This is a genomic window from Salinivibrio sharmensis (assembly GCF_001995985.1).
In the GTDB taxonomy this organism is placed as follows: Bacteria; Pseudomonadota; Gammaproteobacteria; order Enterobacterales; family Vibrionaceae; genus Salinivibrio; species Salinivibrio sharmensis.
Map to the genome: position 1 here is coordinate 13,965 of NZ_MUFC01000016.1, position 15,754 is coordinate 29,718.

At 52.3% G+C, this 15,754-nt stretch carries 15 protein-coding genes; 10 read left to right on the top strand and 5 right to left on the bottom strand.

The window, feature by feature from the left end; all coding sequences use genetic code 11:
* Positions 1 to 102: 102 nt before the first annotated feature.
* Together BZG74_RS12850 and ykgO are read left to right on the top strand one after the other, a co-directional pair.
* Positions 103 to 372: a type B 50S ribosomal protein L31 gene (locus BZG74_RS12850; protein WP_077772969.1), complete on the top strand. Its 270-nt coding sequence runs from the start codon at positions 103 to 105 to the stop codon at positions 370 to 372.
* Positions 369 to 512 carry a type B 50S ribosomal protein L36 gene (gene ykgO, locus BZG74_RS12855; RefSeq protein WP_069361519.1) on the top strand — a complete coding sequence of 48 codons (144 nt, stop codon included), beginning with the start codon at positions 369 to 371 and terminating at the stop codon, positions 510 to 512. The genes BZG74_RS12850 and ykgO overlap by 4 nt, the downstream gene beginning before the upstream one ends.
* On the opposite strand, the gene BZG74_RS12860 is transcribed toward ykgO, so the two are convergent.
* Together BZG74_RS12860 and BZG74_RS12865 are read right to left on the bottom strand one after the other, a co-directional pair.
* Positions 509 to 802 (bottom strand): DUF2218 domain-containing protein, encoded by a 294-nt coding sequence (locus tag BZG74_RS12860; RefSeq protein WP_069361520.1) that lies wholly within the window; start codon positions 800 to 802, stop codon positions 509 to 511. The genes ykgO and BZG74_RS12860 overlap by 4 nt on opposite strands.
* Before the next feature lie 44 nt (positions 803 to 846).
* Complete coding sequence (locus tag BZG74_RS12865) at positions 847 to 2,859, bottom strand: TonB-dependent receptor domain-containing protein (RefSeq protein ID WP_077772970.1); 2,013 nt, start codon at positions 2,857 to 2,859, stop codon at positions 847 to 849.
* Between the two features lie 169 nt (positions 2,860 to 3,028).
* Here BZG74_RS12865 and BZG74_RS12870 point away from each other — a divergent pair, with 169 nt between their 5' ends.
* From BZG74_RS12870 to BZG74_RS12900, 7 genes are all read left to right on the top strand, one after another.
* On the top strand, positions 3,029 to 4,003 hold the full coding sequence (locus BZG74_RS12870; RefSeq protein WP_158020657.1) for a helix-turn-helix transcriptional regulator: 975 nt from the start codon (positions 3,029 to 3,031) through the stop codon (positions 4,001 to 4,003).
* A 48-nt stretch (positions 4,004 to 4,051) separates the two neighbouring features.
* Positions 4,052 to 4,564: a thioredoxin fold domain-containing protein gene (locus BZG74_RS12875; protein WP_077772972.1), complete on the top strand. Its 513-nt coding sequence runs from the start codon at positions 4,052 to 4,054 to the stop codon at positions 4,562 to 4,564.
* Positions 4,565 to 4,655: 91 nt separating this feature from the next.
* Positions 4,656 to 5,288 (top strand): response regulator, encoded by a 633-nt coding sequence (locus BZG74_RS12880; protein WP_077772973.1) that lies wholly within the window; start codon positions 4,656 to 4,658, stop codon positions 5,286 to 5,288.
* A 36-nt stretch (positions 5,289 to 5,324) separates the two neighbouring features.
* Positions 5,325 to 5,957 carry a MarC family protein gene (locus tag BZG74_RS12885; RefSeq protein WP_077772974.1) on the top strand — a complete coding sequence of 211 codons (633 nt, stop codon included), beginning with the start codon at positions 5,325 to 5,327 and terminating at the stop codon, positions 5,955 to 5,957.
* Positions 5,958 to 6,137: 180 nt separating this feature from the next.
* Positions 6,138 to 6,404, top strand: a complete 267-nt coding sequence (locus BZG74_RS12890) for a DUF4212 domain-containing protein (RefSeq protein ID WP_046074540.1) — start codon at positions 6,138 to 6,140, stop codon at positions 6,402 to 6,404.
* Positions 6,405 to 6,416: 12 nt separating this feature from the next.
* The gene (locus BZG74_RS12895) at positions 6,417 to 8,144 is read left to right on the top strand and encodes a sodium:solute symporter family protein (protein WP_077772975.1); all 1,728 of its coding nucleotides are present in this window, start codon (positions 6,417 to 6,419) and stop codon (positions 8,142 to 8,144) included.
* Between the two features lie 69 nt (positions 8,145 to 8,213).
* A complete protein-coding gene (locus BZG74_RS12900) occupies positions 8,214 to 8,726 on the top strand; it encodes a hypothetical protein (RefSeq protein ID WP_235605762.1) in 513 nt (170 codons plus the stop codon).
* Between the two features lie 42 nt (positions 8,727 to 8,768).
* On the opposite strand, the gene BZG74_RS12905 is transcribed toward BZG74_RS12900, so the two are convergent.
* The 3 genes from BZG74_RS12905 to BZG74_RS12915 form a co-directional block, all read right to left on the bottom strand.
* Positions 8,769 to 8,993: a hypothetical protein gene (locus BZG74_RS12905; RefSeq protein WP_077772977.1), complete on the bottom strand. Its 225-nt coding sequence runs from the start codon at positions 8,991 to 8,993 to the stop codon at positions 8,769 to 8,771.
* Positions 8,990 to 12,436 carry a PAS domain-containing hybrid sensor histidine kinase/response regulator gene (locus tag BZG74_RS12910; RefSeq protein WP_077772978.1) on the bottom strand — a complete coding sequence of 1,149 codons (3,447 nt, stop codon included), beginning with the start codon at positions 12,434 to 12,436 and terminating at the stop codon, positions 8,990 to 8,992. The genes BZG74_RS12905 and BZG74_RS12910 overlap by 4 nt, the downstream gene beginning before the upstream one ends.
* Positions 12,437 to 12,586: 150 nt before the next feature.
* A complete protein-coding gene (locus BZG74_RS12915) occupies positions 12,587 to 13,762 on the bottom strand; it encodes a 3-phenylpropionate MFS transporter (protein ID WP_077772979.1) in 1,176 nt (391 codons plus the stop codon).
* A 195-nt stretch (positions 13,763 to 13,957) separates the two neighbouring features.
* Between BZG74_RS12915 and BZG74_RS12920 the strand changes: the two genes are divergently transcribed.
* Complete coding sequence (locus BZG74_RS12920) at positions 13,958 to 15,754, top strand: DUF294 nucleotidyltransferase-like domain-containing protein (RefSeq protein ID WP_077772980.1); 1,797 nt, start codon at positions 13,958 to 13,960, stop codon at positions 15,752 to 15,754.

The following is a 15,754-nucleotide window of genomic DNA, read 5'->3' on the forward strand; positions in this document are numbered from 1 at the left end:
CAAAAAGTTCGGGAAATGAGATCTTTAACCTAGACGCTGATGGACTTTTCATTCTTTCTCAGTGATGTTATGTTATATCATAACAAACAACGGAGAGTCGTTATGAAAGCCAATATCCATCCCGAATACCGTTCTGTCGTTTTTCATGACACCAGTGTTGACGCCTATTTTATTATCGGCTCAACCTTGCAAACATCACGTACCATCGAGTGGCAAGATGGCAAAACCTATCCTTACTATCCACTGGATATCTCGAGCGCCTCACACCCGGTATATACCGGGAAGGCACGAGCGACGAACAAAGAAGGGCGCGCGGCACACTTTGCGCGTAAGTTTGGCCAAGTAGGCCGCCGCAAAAAGGCGTCGTCATGAAGGTCGTTAACTCACTAAAAAGCGCCCGCCAGCGCCACCCTGATTGTCAGGTTGTCCGTCGTCGCGGGCGCATGTTCGTCATTTGCAAAACCAATCCACGTTTTAAGGCGGTGCAAGGGCGCGCGAAAAAACACGCCTAAGCGTCGGCGACGCACTGCCACTGATGGGGCAGTGCTTCTCGGCGTGCAAACATCTTGATGTGGCTACTGACCGTCTCAGTCACCAAGGTTAAGCTCGCTTCATCATCGGCATGGCATGTAACACGCAACTGGGTTCCTTGCACCTGCATATCACACACTCCCGCAGGGAAATGTACGCGTCCTGTTTGCTCATCCCAGCTCGCCTCGACTTTGCGACCAAAGTGACGACACAAGGTCTGCAAGTAACGTGGGGCATGCTCGGAGTCAATCATCGTCGTCATACTAGGCATCAATGCTCCTTGATAGGTGGGCGCAAGCGCCCACCTCTTTGCGATTAAAATTGATAGGATGCCGTCAATTTAATATTGCGACCGGGCTCGTAATCGAGGATTTCTGCGCCTCGTTTACCTGACGTTGACGCATGCGAGCGATAGCGACTGTCAAACAGGTTGTCGACCCCTGCCGTCAAAGTGAATCCGTCTACTGCCATCGGTTGCCACTGAGCGAACACGTTGTGGACTGTGTAGCCCGGCTTGGTCAAGTTGCTATCAGGAACGGTGGTCGATCGCTGAATTTGAGTGTTCCACCCCAGCAAAACATCCCAACGGGTCAACGCGTAATCCGCATTCAAGGCTACGGTATCGCCGAGGTGGCGGGCGCGACCAAAAATCTGATCCAGTTGATACGCCTCTGAATAACTCACATCCGTGCGACTGTAACTGGCTGACGCCGTCCACTGCTGCCATGCCCAATAGGTACTGGCTTCAAAGCCACGATAGGTGACATCGCCACGGTTGGTGGTTTCATAAGCCCAGTTGCCACCACCATCTTTGTAACTACGCACCACAATTTCATCATCGAGATAGGTGCGAAATACCGTTAGATTGGCGGTTAACGAGTAGTCTTTTGGCGCCGCTGCATTCGAAAGGCGCACACCAATTTCATCGGTCCGGCCATGCTCGGCTTTCAAGTCTTTATCCGCGCTTTCACTTAGTGCTGTGGTAGTAAATGATTCATTCAACGGCGGCGCTTTGTGCAGCTCTCGACTGTTGGCAAACAGGGTGAGGTAGTCGTTAGCGACAAACTCGGCACCCAACGCCAGCGACACATCATCATAACGCTGACTCGAGCTGGTCGCTCGACGATCAAAGCTGTCATAACGTACCGCTGGCATCACCGAAAAGCGTGAGCTCAGCGCTATCTTGTCTTCCACATACAGCGCAATCTTGTCGGCCGACTCCAAAATCTGTACACCCGGTTTGGCAAATTGGGTGTCGTTGTCTTGGTTTTCATAGTGCGCACCGTACGCGAGCTGATGATCGCCAATACGCTGCGACACACTGAGTTGTACCCCCATATTTGTGTCTTCTGCCACATTGACGCCTTTGCGGTCAGCCAGAAATGGGTGGGTTGCAAATTCGGTTTCATCACGGGTGAGTGACAGCTGGTTATAATAGGCCAGCGCTTTTAATTCAATGGCTTGTGACGGCGTGTATTCATAGTTGATCGTCGCGGTATCACGATCGTAGGTCACTGGCAGCGTCATTTCGCCCGTACGATTGCGGTTGAAGCTCACGCCCATATCAGGACGCGGCAGGTAATCGCCCTTATCACGGTACTTGTCATAACTGACTTCAAAGCGATGCCCAATCGCAGGCTCCCAGCCTAGTTTCACTAAGCCATTGGTAACTGCGCCTTCACCACCAAAAGTACGATGCCCATTGCCGTCTTTAAAGTTGTCGCGATCAAAACGGCTGATGTAAGCCATCGCATCCCATTCATCACTCAACACCCCATAAACGGTCAACGAGCCTTGTTGGTAATCGTTACTACCCCAGCCCGCACTTAACCGTGCCCCAAATGTCTCATTGGCACGCAAGAGGTCGTACGGATCCTTGGTTTCAAACGCGACCGCGCCCCCCAGCTCGTTGGTGATAATCGACGATGCACCCACCGCGACATCAACACGCTGCAAAATGTCAGGGTTTAAAGTGAGGTTGCTGATGTGGTGGAACATTTTACCGCCTTGTGAGGCGCCATCGACGGTGATATCCAGATCTTGTTCGGTAAAGCCACGGATATTAATGCGCTGGGTGAGCGAGTGCGTGCCGCCCACATCCACACCGGGAATATCACGTAATAGGTCAGAGAGGTGATCGGGCTGCTTCACGGTAAGATCAGCCTCCCCCAGATAACGGGAGGAGCTAGACACTTTTGTGCCCCACACGGACACCGTTTCTATGCTTTCATCTTCGGGGCTATCAGCCATCGCAGAGGGACACAAAGCACTGGCAATGCTCAGCGCAAGCAAGGCTGGACGCGCCTTAGCGGGAAGTAACAACATCATGATTCATTTCCTTCTTGGGCAACCAAACAACTAAATGATACTAATTCGCATTTATGTTACTGTTTAAGTGCTTTTCAGGAAGAAAAAAGAATTATGCGCACGCATCAAGCTTTTATGCGCAGAGCGTTTATGCATAGCACGTTGATGCGGCATGTTAAGGGGGAACACTATGGCAGCACCCGTGTCTGTTGTTTGCACACAACGAGAATCCAGCGCAGAGGGTCACGCCGAGATCATGGCTACCCACTCGCAACGGACGCAATCTCTGGTACGAGGACAGTTTTCACATACCTTATGCCCGGGTGGGTTACATATCGATGGCGGGATCACCGATGAGTTATGTGACGCCAATGTACTCCACCGTGCCCATCTGGGGATCACCCTAGTGATAGTCCTCGAGGGCGTGCTGGAATTTGCCTACGATGGTCACACCTATCGGTGTGATGCACGTCACCAGCCCCAAGCGATTGCCGTCTCCGTGTGTCGTGATAGCACCTTTCGCCGTCGCTTAATTGAAGGGAATCACCTGAAAAAAGTGAACATATTACTGCCACCAGAGTGGCTTGAAGGGTATGCAGACGAGCAAGCCTTGCCACTGCTTAGTGCCTTGCATCGCCATCATTTAGGCTGTGTACGCTGGCCACCGAATACCTCTATACTCGACCCCACTCGCGCCTTATTGCCCAGCGCCAATAGGCAACATGAGGCGGATCCACTGACCCAGCACCTCCATGCACTCACCATCATCAAGCACCTGTGTGACCAAACCGCTGGTCTGATCATTGAGCCTGTTGTCGAACACACCCCTACCACCCATGAGCCACAGGTCGCAAAAGCCGTCGCGTATATTGAGACCAAACTGCATACGGCATTGACCATATCGACCATCGCTCAGGCGTGCGGCCTGAGTCGCAGCACACTACAGCGTCGATTTCGTACCCATCTGGGCGTGCCCGTGTCTGATTACATTCGACGCCGCCGGCTCGCGGTGGTCAAAGAAAAGTTGCTGCATGAGGCGATTTCAATTGGCGAAGCAGCTTACTGGGCGGGCTACCATCACCCCTCTAACTTCGTTACCGCATTTAAGCGTCAGTTTGGTGTGACGCCCGGTCAGTTGATCCAGTCGCACACCCATGCGGTGTGATCATGGTATGTGTGTATACTCATCCTATTAGCATGAAAAGGAAAACGTATGAGACAGGGTCGCCGCTTTGCACTGGTTGCTGGATTGTTGATTGTCGCACTGGGCGCCAGTGCGCTTTATATCGTTCGCTCGCAGCACGCTACCGCTCCTGCAAACACATCGGATACTATCGCGGCGCCAACGTTTGTGACCGTCAACAGCCAAACAGCGCTTGATGAAGAGCTCGCCAACGCAACCGCCAGTCAGAAAATTGCCTTTGTCGATTACTACGCCGATTGGTGCATTCCGTGTAAGCAGTTCGCCACACAAACCTTTACCGATCCAGACGTGGCTCAGCAACTTAACCGCATGCACCGGATTAAAGTGAATCTCAGTGAAAATCGTCCTGACGATTTTGCGTTAATGCGCAGCCAAGACGTGGCCGGGCTCCCCACACTCGACTTTTGGTTACCCAATGGAAAGCGTCATGCGACAGCCCGCATTACTGGCTTTTTAACACCTCAGGCTTTCATGACTCACCTGCGCCAGCATGGATTAGTGGATGAAGTAAAAAGCGAGTAATGATCAATCTCTTAGTTCTCTTGTTACAAAATTGATAAACCCCATATCTGGTGGTAGCTTTATTGAAAACAAAGGGAAAGATAGCCGCATTATGGAAGCGCAACACACCATCGTTATTGCCGACGATCATCCACTGTTTCGAAATGCTTTGTTTCAGTCGGTACACATGGCAATAAGCGGTGCCAACCTGCTAGAGGCAGACAGCTTAGACAGTTTAAATCAGATCCTAGCGCGAGATGCTGAGGTTGATTTGGTGCTGCTCGACCTTAAAATGCCGGGCGCTAATGGCATGTCGGGCTTAATTGCGCTGCGTCACCAGTATCCTACCCTGCCAATTGTGGTGGTCTCTGCCAGTGAAGAGCCGAGCGTGATCCGCCAAGTCCGCTCCCATGGCGCGTTTGGTTTTATCCCTAAATCCAGCGATATGCGTGCATTGGTACAGTCGCTAACCCAAGTGCTTGAAGGCACCCCCTGCTTTCCTGATAATCTCGGCGAAGACGATGAGAGCGAGAGCTTATCTGACAAACTCGCCACACTGACCCCACAGCAGTACAAAGTGTTGCGAATGCTTTGCGATGGTCTACTGAACAAGCAAATCGCCTACGACCTGGCGGTTTCCGAGGCGACTATTAAAGCGCACATGACGGCCATCTTTCGTAAGCTAGGAGTAAAAAACCGCACTCAGGCGGTGATTTTATTGCAGCAATCCAATATCGAACTTTGATAAGCTAGCGCCCCAGACACCGACTTTGGAGCGCTTATGTTAAGTATTCTTGCTACGCAATTCGTGATTTTATGGGCCGTGATCGACCCTATCGGTAGCGTGCCCATTTATCTGTCACAAACCAGCCACATGTCCGCCAAACAAAAGCGCCGCGTCGCGGTGAAAGCCGTGGCGATTGCCTTTGCTATTTTACTGTTCTTTTTAATTGTCGGTCAGATTTTGCTCGAAGCCATGCAAATCCCCTTGCCCGCGTTCCAAGCGGCCGGTGGCTTAGTATTGCTATTGTTTTCCCTCACCATGATTTTCGGTGAAGGAAAACCCAGCCAAGAAGCCAAAATGCTGAGCGAAAACGTGGATAAAGCAGAAATTGCCGCCACCGCAGTGTATCCGCTCGCCGTTCCTTCTATCGCCTCTCCCGGCGCCATGATGGCGGTGGTCATGCTCACGGATAACAATCGATATGCCATCGCTGAACAAGCGGTGACCGCTGGGGTGATGTTTTTTGTTTTGGTCGCGACCTTGGTCTTACTCCTCGGAGCCAATGTCATTCACAAAGTGATTGGCAACGTCGGCGCGTCGATTATCAGCCGCGTCATGGGGCTGATCCTAGCCTCCGTCGCCGTTGCTAATTTACTTGAAGGTATCCAAAAGTTTTATCACCTTAGTTAGACCTTTGGCGCAAGGCTTGGCTGGCTCAACCCGAGCCAGCCGTACCTAGCTCACAAAAACCCTGTTTTTTCCGCTCATTACCGCTTACTGCGCTCGACTAAAGTTGCAATGTCGCTTCGTCCATCCCCTGCTATCGTCTTCAAGTAACATTCCATTAACGTGCTAAACAAGGAGAAGGCGATGGCGTTTCAAAGCAAGGAACACGCGAAAGCCTACTGGGACAGAAACGTAAAACTGATGATCAGTCTACTGATTGTCTGGTTTGTTGTCTCATTCGGCTGTGGGATCTTATTCGTGGATGCCCTCAATACCATTCAAATTGGTGGCTACAAACTCGGGTTCTGGTTTGCTCAGCAGGGATCAATTTATACCTTCCTCGGCATCATATTCGTGTATGCCAAACAAATGCGCAAACTCGATCGCGAGTTCGGCGTGGACGACGAGTAAGAGGACTAACACATGGATTTAAGAACCATTACTTATATTGTTGTCGGGTTCACGTTCGCACTCTATATTGGGATTGCGATCTGGGCACGCGCAGGCTCCACCAAAGAGTTCTATGTTGCCGGTGGCGGGGTTAATCCGGTTGCCAACGGGATGGCAACCGCTGCCGACTGGATGTCAGCGGCCTCGTTCATTTCTATGGCCGGCTTAATCGCGTTTATGGGCTATGGGGGCTCGGTCTTTTTGATGGGCTGGACTGGCGGCTTCGTGCTCCTCGCACTGTTGCTCGCCCCTTACCTACGTAAGTTTGGCAAATTTACCGTGCCAGAGTTTGTCGGTGAGCGCTTCTACTCAAAAACCGCGCGCATTGTTGCCGTCGTTTGTTTGATCATCGCCTCGGTCACTTATGTTATCGGCCAGATGAAAGGGGTCGGGGTCGCCTTTGGGCGCTTCTTAGAAGTTGACTACTCCACCGGGCTATTAATCGGTATGGTCATTGTCTTTATGTATTCCGTGATGGGCGGGATGAAGGGCATTACTTACACCCAAATTGCTCAGTATTGCGTGCTCATTTTGGCTTACACTATTCCCGCAATCTTCATCTCCCTCAAACTGACGGGTAACCCATTCCCACAGCTTGGCTTAGGTAGCACCATGGCGGGGACCGATCAATACTTGCTCGACCGGCTTGATCAGGTGGTGACCGAACTCGGCTTTGTCGAATACACCACCGCGGTGCGTGGTAGCACACTTAACATGTTTGCCTATACCATGTCACTGATGATAGGTACGGCCGGTTTACCGCACGTCATTATCCGCTTCTTTACCGTCCCTAAGGTGCGTGATGCGCGTACATCCGCTGGTTGGGCACTGTTCTTTATCGCCATCTTGTACACCTCAGCCCCCGCGGTAGCGGCAATGGCTCGCTTGAACCTGATGGACACGGTGAACCTGCCTAACGGTGACAACCTTGCCTACGATCAGCGTCCTGACTGGTTTAAAAACTGGGAGACTACTGGACTACTGGGCTTTGAAGATAAAAACGGTGACGACAAAATCCAATACACCTCAAACGCTGAAACCAACGAGCTACGCGTTGACCGTGACATCATGGTGTTGGCAAACCCTGAAATCGCCAAACTCCCTAACTGGGTGATTGCGCTGGTCGCTGCCGGTGGCTTAGCCGCGGCACTGTCGACTGCCGCCGGGTTGTTGCTTGCGATATCGTCGGCGATATCCCACGACTTAATTAAAGGGGTCGTCAATCCGAATATCAGCGAAAAAGGCGAACTGCTGGCGAGCCGGATATCTATGGCATTAGCCATCGCTGGGGCCGGTTACTTAGGGCTCAACCCACCAGGCTTTGCGGCCGGGACGGTGGCACTGGCGTTCGGCTTGGCCGCATCATCGATTTTCCCAGTGCTAATGATGGGGATCTTCACCAAAACCATCAACAAAGAGGGTGCGATTGCCGGTATGGTCGCAGGGATCAGCGTCACCCTATTCTACGTATTCCAACACAAGGGGATTCTATTTATCTCTGATTGGACCTACTTAGAAAGCCTCGGTAGCAACTGGATTCTCGGTATCGAGCCAAATGCCTTTGGCGCGGTGGGCGCTGTATGTAACTTTGTGGTGGCAATCATTGTCTCACGTCTGACCAAAGAGACACCGCAAGAGGTTCAAGATTTGGTCGAGCACGTTCGCATGCCATCTGGCGCGGGTGATGCACAATCACACTAATACAGTGTTAATCTATCAAGCCCCTTCGGGGGCTTTTACACGGTTTATTACTTCCAGCCAAGGAGAGGCATGATGTCGACGGTTACGCGTTTATTAACCAACAAGCATGTGGTCATTGCAATGCTGGTCGCCCCCATTTTAGCGGTGATCGCTTATTTCGCCGTCGATAAGGCGGTCTCCGAACCACCAAAAGCCGCGCAGCCAGGACAAAGCTACCCGCTTGCGGTCCGTTCTAACTGTCGCTATACCAGTGGCTTTTGTCAGCTCGAAAATGGCGATATGAAACTCAAACTGAAATCGCAAGGTGTCGAGAACAATCAGCTAACGCTAAGGTTGGTCAGCGAGCTGCCTTTGGAGGGCGCGCAAATTGGTTTGACAGAGACCCCCCCACAAACCATGCAAATTCGCGATGAAAAAGGCACTACTTGGACGGTTACCCTCCCTGCTCCAAGCAGTGAGGAGACGCAAATTCGTCTAGCCGTGAGTATGGAGGGGAGCCACTATTATGCAGAAACACCCGTGACCTTTATCGAACACAAAACGTTTTATACCGAACACCAACAATCTCAGGATGCGTCATAACGTCTAACCGTATCATACCGCGTAGGTACGATACGGAACCACTCACGCATTGGGCCATATCAACGATGAACGGATCGCGACCACAATGGTGGCGATTTTGTTTTCATACGCTTGCTCTGTCAGCCAATGGCTGACATCCGCCCAGCCATCACCGTCCAGGTGGGCTAGCTCATCAACGTCGATATGCCCATTCACCGGATCAAAGTGCCCTTCCACTTTGACAATGCCGACATCGGTTTCTAAACGGGGTAACGAAAAAGGGGTCATGATTTTCCTCGCTGTTGTAATAAAGCGCGCAGTTTAAGTGGCTTAACGGGTTTAGAAAGATACCTAAAGCCTAGACCAGTCACGGTCTGCTGTGTTTCCGCACTGCGATCAGCGCTGATGATCACTCCCTCAAAACAGCAGCCTAACTTCAGTTGGCATTGTTGCAGCACTTGTAACCCAGTTTGCTGGTTCGTTAAGTGATAGTCACTCAGGACAAACTCAGGCTGCCATTGGTCGCCGATCGTCTTGATCGCACCACTCACGTCGGGGGCGCAGCGAACGTCGCATCCCCACCGTGATAAAAGCTGTGCCATACCATCCAAGATGTCTTGCTCATTATCCACACATAAGACACGGCACCCTTCGAGTCCTTGCGCCGAAGAGGTAGTAGGCGCCAAAGGACTTGGCTCAACCTTTTCCGCTTGGCTCGCATTCACCGTCATCGAGAACACCGTGCCCCGACCTGGCCAGGATTTTAATGCCAGAGGTTGCGCGAGTATTTGGCTAATACCTTTAGCAATCGCTAACCCTAAGCCCAATCCCTGTTCGGCGCCTTCGCGGTCAATGCGAGTAAACTCTTGAAAGATATCTTGCTGACGATCAAGGGGGATCCCCTCACCGTCGTCCCACACTTCAATACGATAGTCATTTCCTACTCGCCGCACGCCCAGCAATACACGACCTTCTGGGTTGTAACGAAAGGCATTGGTCAAAAAGTTTTGTAGCACCCGACGCAGCAGGTTTTTATCTGATTGGACGTAGACTTGGCTGTTGACGACGCGAAAGTCCAATCCTTGGCGGCGCGCCAGTACACCAAATTCAGCCTCTAGCGCATCAAACACCTCACTGAGTGCAAACGTCTCAATACGCGCTTTCATTTTGCCCGATTCAAGGCGGGAAATATCAAGCAGATCGCCAATCAACACTTCCGCACTTTCCAGCGCGCTTTCGATGTGATGGGCAACAGCCTCTGTATCTCGGTTGTCTGCCATCTCACTGAGTGATGAGGCGAACAAGCGTGCCGCATTCAGTGGCTGCATCAAATCATGACTAACCGCCGCCAAAAAACGGCTTTTCGACTGAGAGGCGGATTCGGCCTTACGAGTGGCATCAATCAAGCGACTATTTAATCGCTCCAATTCCCGCGTTCGCTCTGTCACCCGCGCTTCGAGGGTCTCGTTAGACTGCTTGAGCGCCGCTTCCGCATCCCGGAACGCGGTGATATCGGTAAAGGTCATGACAAAGCCACCACCTGGCATCGGATTGCCTTGCAGCTCAATCACTCGACCATCGGGGTGCACACGAGAGGAGGTATGCGGCTTTCGTCGCGTTAAGTGCATCACCCGCTTGCTCACGTGATCCTCAGGGTCGCCTGGTCCACACAATCCACGCTGAGCATTGAACCGAATTAAATCCGCGACCGGTCGCCCGACTTGGATAAGGCCGGGTGGAAATTGAAACATATCAATATACCGCTGATTCCATGCCACCAGCCGCAGTTGCTTATCAACCACTGAGATCCCTTGATTGATATGCTCTATCGCCCCTTGCAGTAACCCCCGGGAAAAATCAAACAGCTCAGAGGCCTCATCAACAATGGTGGCAATTTCTTCCAACTGCATATTGCGCCCTTGCAGGGCCGATGAAAGGACTAAGCGTGCCGACGACGAACCAAACACGCCTGCCAACACCCGCTCGGTATGCCGAATAAGTGGCGCGCTAGCTTGCTGCTGAGGCATTAATTCTTCCCCACGCTGTTCACCAAATTGGCTAAACGCCTGGCGCATGCGCCGGCGACCCACGAAGCGAGCCGCGAGCATTTCCAATTCCGCCACAGTGACACGGCTTTGATACAAGCGCGCATCATCGTTTTCCGGCAGAGGCATCCCCACAAACGCCGCGGCTTGTAGACGCTCACTGAGTGATGGCCGCGTGAGTAAAGAAACCACCACAAAGCTAAGGGCGTTCATTAACACACTAAAGGCCAGTCCCCAATCCACGGTATTGAGGTGGATAAACGGTGAAAAAGCGGGAGGAGTGATAAGCCAAATCAAAAGGTTAGATTGCCCATCCCCAGCCAGCATGCCGGTTTGGGTCATCATGGTGATCAACCACAGCACAAAGCCAATCAGCAACCCGGCATAGACGCCTTTCTTGTTACCTTGACGCCAGTACAAGGCACCAATCATCGCTGGAGCAAACTGGGCGATAGCCGCGAAGGAAAGAAAACCAATTTCCGACAACGTGGGCACAGTGAGGATCAGATGATAAAAGCCCCACGCGGCAATTAAAATTAAAAAGATCAGCGCTCGGCGAACATTAAGCAACAGCCCTGAGAACTGCGCAAAATTTCTGGATTTCAGCTTCATGCGCCGCAACAACAGTGGCATCACCAAGTCATTGGATACCATGATCGCCAACGCAATGGTGGAAACAATCACCATCCCGCTGGCAGCCGATGCCCCACCCATAAAAGCCAGTAGCGCCATCCCTTCAGCCTCTACCGATAGCGGCAACCGAATCACGTACGTATCGGCGGGCGCACCAGGCAGCAGCGCTTGACCGGCGTATGCCAATGGCAGGACAAAAATCAACATCAGTAATAAATAGGTCGGGAATACTTTACGCGCCGTATTCAAATCACTCGCGCGCGTATTCTCCACCACCATGGTGTGAAACTGGCGTGGCAAGCAAATGATCGCCGCCCCCGTCAAAAACGTGTGGATGATTAAGCTGCCCACATCCGGGCGACCAATCACCCCAGAGTCCTCAAGGCTCACGGGCAAGCTAGGGGCTTGGAATAGCAGCCACACCACAAAAATCCCCACTCCGAGAAACGCCACCAGCTTGACGATCGACTCGAAAGCGACCGCCATCATCATCCCTCGGTGGTGCTCAGTGCTATCAATATGACGGGTACCAAATAACACGGTAAATGCGGCCAAGGAGATACACACAAGCCACGCGATTTGGGGTTGTGCCAAGCCAATACTTTGTCCCAGTTCTGGCGACAGAACGTCGAGCCCCATGGCGATACCACGCAGTTGCAACGCGATATAGGGCAGCACGCCTACCACAGCAATCAAGGTCACCATCACCGCTAGGCCCTGCGATTTTCCGTAACGAGCAGCGATAAAATCGGCAATAGAGGTAATATGTTCGCGCTTGGCGATCAAGATCATCCGGGCAAGAAAACGCCACCCAAGAGTGAACACCAGGATAGGGGCAAGATAGATAGGTAAAAAGGACCACGGCGAGCTAGATGCTTGGCCAACCGTGCCAAAAAACGTCCAAGAGGTGCAATACACCGCGATCGAAAGGCTGTAAATCCAAGGACGCCACGAGCGCAACCAGCGCGGCTGTCGGTCGCCATACCAGGCAATCGCGAACAGCGCACCCATATATAGCAGTGAAACAGAGACAATTACCCAGCCTTGTGTCATGGCTCCCTTCCTGGCGCAATCCTTTGCCGAATCCTTGAGCTGGGTGTAACACGGTATCGGCGCCCACTCAATCGTCTCGTATTCGCTTTGTGGGCACCTTAGCTAACTTTACTGCAAGCCTTAACGTGGTGTATTACCGCTCAGGCCTGTTTATGCCACCTTAGCTTGCTTGGCACGCCAAAATGCCGGTTCACGCAGTGGTAAAACAAAAACAGGCAAGGCAAGCAGTGCCATGGTATAGAAAGTGCCTGAAGGCGATACGGCATAAATCCACCCGCTTGCTGTGGTCAGCGCCGCTACCACTGCGCCCATTGGCAACGCATTGTAAGCCGCTTGTGTGGCCACCAATCGCGCCCCACATTCGCGTTGAATGTACTGCATCGCGCCAAGGTGCGCACCGGCAAACGTAATACCATGAAGCAGTTGCACCAGTATCACAGGCACCGCGGCGGTGGTGGTCCCTGTGATCCCCCAGCGCAGCAATACACCCACAGCCGCCAATTGGAACAAGGCTTTTGATGACCAGCCATTAAAAAGCCGCGCCCCCAAGGCAAAGACGGCCACTTCCGCCACAACCCCGAGGCTCCACAAATAGCCCACGATGCTCTCGCTATATCCAGCCTGCTTCCAGTAGATCGCACTAAAGCTGTAGTACGCTGCGTGGCTGCCTTGCAGCAGGGAGGCGATTAACAAGAACACGATCACCTGACGGTCTCGAAAAAGCTGACGCATAGAGACTTTGCTATTGGTCATATCGCGCTCGCTTTGTGGCATCAATGTCGGTCGACGCAACGTCAGTAACAAACAGGCAGACAAGCCGCCAATCGCGACCCAGGGAATAATCGCCGCCGACTGCTCGGTCACTAGCCATCCGGTCAAACTCGACCCAACAATAAAGGCAATCGACCCCCAGAGGCGGGTTCGACCATAGTCGATGACTTTATGGCGGGCATAGTAGTTGGCGAGTGCATCCGACAACGGGACGGAGGGACCAATCGCTAGATTAAATAACACGGTCACCAAAGCCAGCCACCACACATTAGCCCCCATCATAGGATGCAATGCACACGTCACTAACGCCATGAGTGTCAAGGCCCGCAGCGCCGGCAACAAGGCTTCAACCTGTTGTACGCGAGGTGTGAACACTAAGTTGGCCACACAACGGGTCGCAAAACCAAGCCCAATCAAGGTGCCGATCACTCCTGAATTGAGACCAAGATACTCAAACCAAACTGCCCAAAACGGGAGATACACACCATAGGAAAAAAAGAAACCGCCAAAGTATTCTGACAGCCAGCGAAACGGGGAACATTGGGTTAAGGTCATCTCATTACTTCACATTAAGATAGATACCCGCTAAGTGTCGCAGCTCTGTGCGAGGAAAAAAAGACACTCATGCCATGATTGTCGACAAATGCGTGGTGGTGACTAATCCGTATACGTCCCTGGCTAGACTAAAGTCGGCTAGCGAGATCGAAAAGGGTGAGACACACTGTGACTATCACAGTGAGGAGTGCGACTATGCCAGAACCTTTTGACACCTCTCATGCGCCCTTTGACTGCCTAACCGCATCACAAGTCAAACAATGCCGCCAAGCGCTCGACGTCGCCTACTTTCGCCGTGGCGATACCTTGATCCAGCCCGGTGATACGGGCGAGCAGCTCTTTATCATTATTAAAGGCAGCGTGGAAGAAGTGTCAGAAGACGGCAAGGAAGTGTTTTCTCATTATACCACCGACGACTTATTTGACGTGCCAGCACTGCTTAATGGCACCGCCAAACATCAATACCGTGCGCTAGAAGATACCCTCTGCCATCTGCTTCCCGCCGAGGTGTTCCTCGCCATTTATCATCATAATCACGCGTTTCGAGGCTACTTTGATACCAACCTTCAGCGCCGACAAACGCTGATGGTGCAAGCTCGTCAACAGCAAAATCTGGCCGAGTTTATGCTCACTCGGATTGATGACAGCAATATTCAACCTGCGTTGTGTGTCACCCCCGACGTACCACTGCATGTTGCCACCGCTCAGATGAAAGCCGAGCGCTGCGACTGCGCCTTGGTCGACTATGAAAATGGCGAATGCGGGATTATTACGCGCACCAACTTGCTCCATGCGCTCGTCCTCGAGGGCTATGATCAATCCGTTCCGGTGGGTGAAGTAGCCACACGCCCAGTGATCAGTGTGGAGCACGGTGACTTTCTCTTTCACGCCATGATTAAAATGACACGTCAGCGCGTAAAACGTGTTCGGGTCGTCGATGGGGAAGGTAAGACCGCAGGGATGCTCGATCTTCCTCAAGTATTGAGCCTGTTCTCGACTCACTCTCACGTGCTCAACTTACAAATTGCCCGCGCACAAACCATTGACGAACTAGTGATCGCCGCAAACAGCCAGAGCAAGCTGGTACACACCTTGTTTAACAATGGCATTCATACCCGCTTTGTGATGCAGCTCATCGCCACGGTGAATGAGCAAATCATGGAAAAAGCCTTCCGGTTGCTGGTGCCCGAAGCTTACCAAAGTCAGTGCTGCTTGGTGGTCATGGGCTCTGAAGGGCGCGGCGAGCAAGTGCTTAAAACCGACCAAGACAACGCCTTGATTCTCGCCGACGATCTCAACTGGCCCGATTGCCAGCAAGTGATGGAAACCTTTTCACATACACTCTATCAACTCGGTTATCCGCCCTGCCCGGGTAATGTGATGGTCAGTAACCCCAAATGGGTGAAAACCGCCGCACAGTGGCAGCAAACCGTGCGTAATCTGGCACAAAGTGCCAACCATCAAAGTGTCATGGACTTGGCGATCCTCGCTGACAGCCAGCCGATCGCCGGCGATCTGAGTCTGATTGATGCGATCCACACACCACTCAACGACACCTTGACCGACAATATGTTGACGCTCAACACCTTTGTCCGGCCTGCGCTAGCCTTTCGTGTTCCCTTAACCGTGTTTGGCTCCCTCAAAAGCAGCAAAGAAGGGCTGGATATCAAAAAAGGGGGGATTTTTCCCATCGTCCATGGCGTACGTACCATGAGCTTGGAAAAAGGCGTGCGCCACACCAACACCTTTGAGCGTCTAGAACAGCTGGCAAAGCTGGGGGCGCTCGCCGAAGAAACCGCAGACAACCTCTCCGAAGCCTTAAAACTGTTTATCCGGCTGCGCCTCAGGCAGCAATTGAGCGGCGAGCCACAAAGCAACTACCTGGACGTCTCCCAACTCCCCTCGAGTGAGCGCGACTTGCTGCGCCACGGGCTGCATGTGGTGAAAAAGTTCAAAGAGTCACTCGCTTTCCATTATCACGTGAGGGACTAA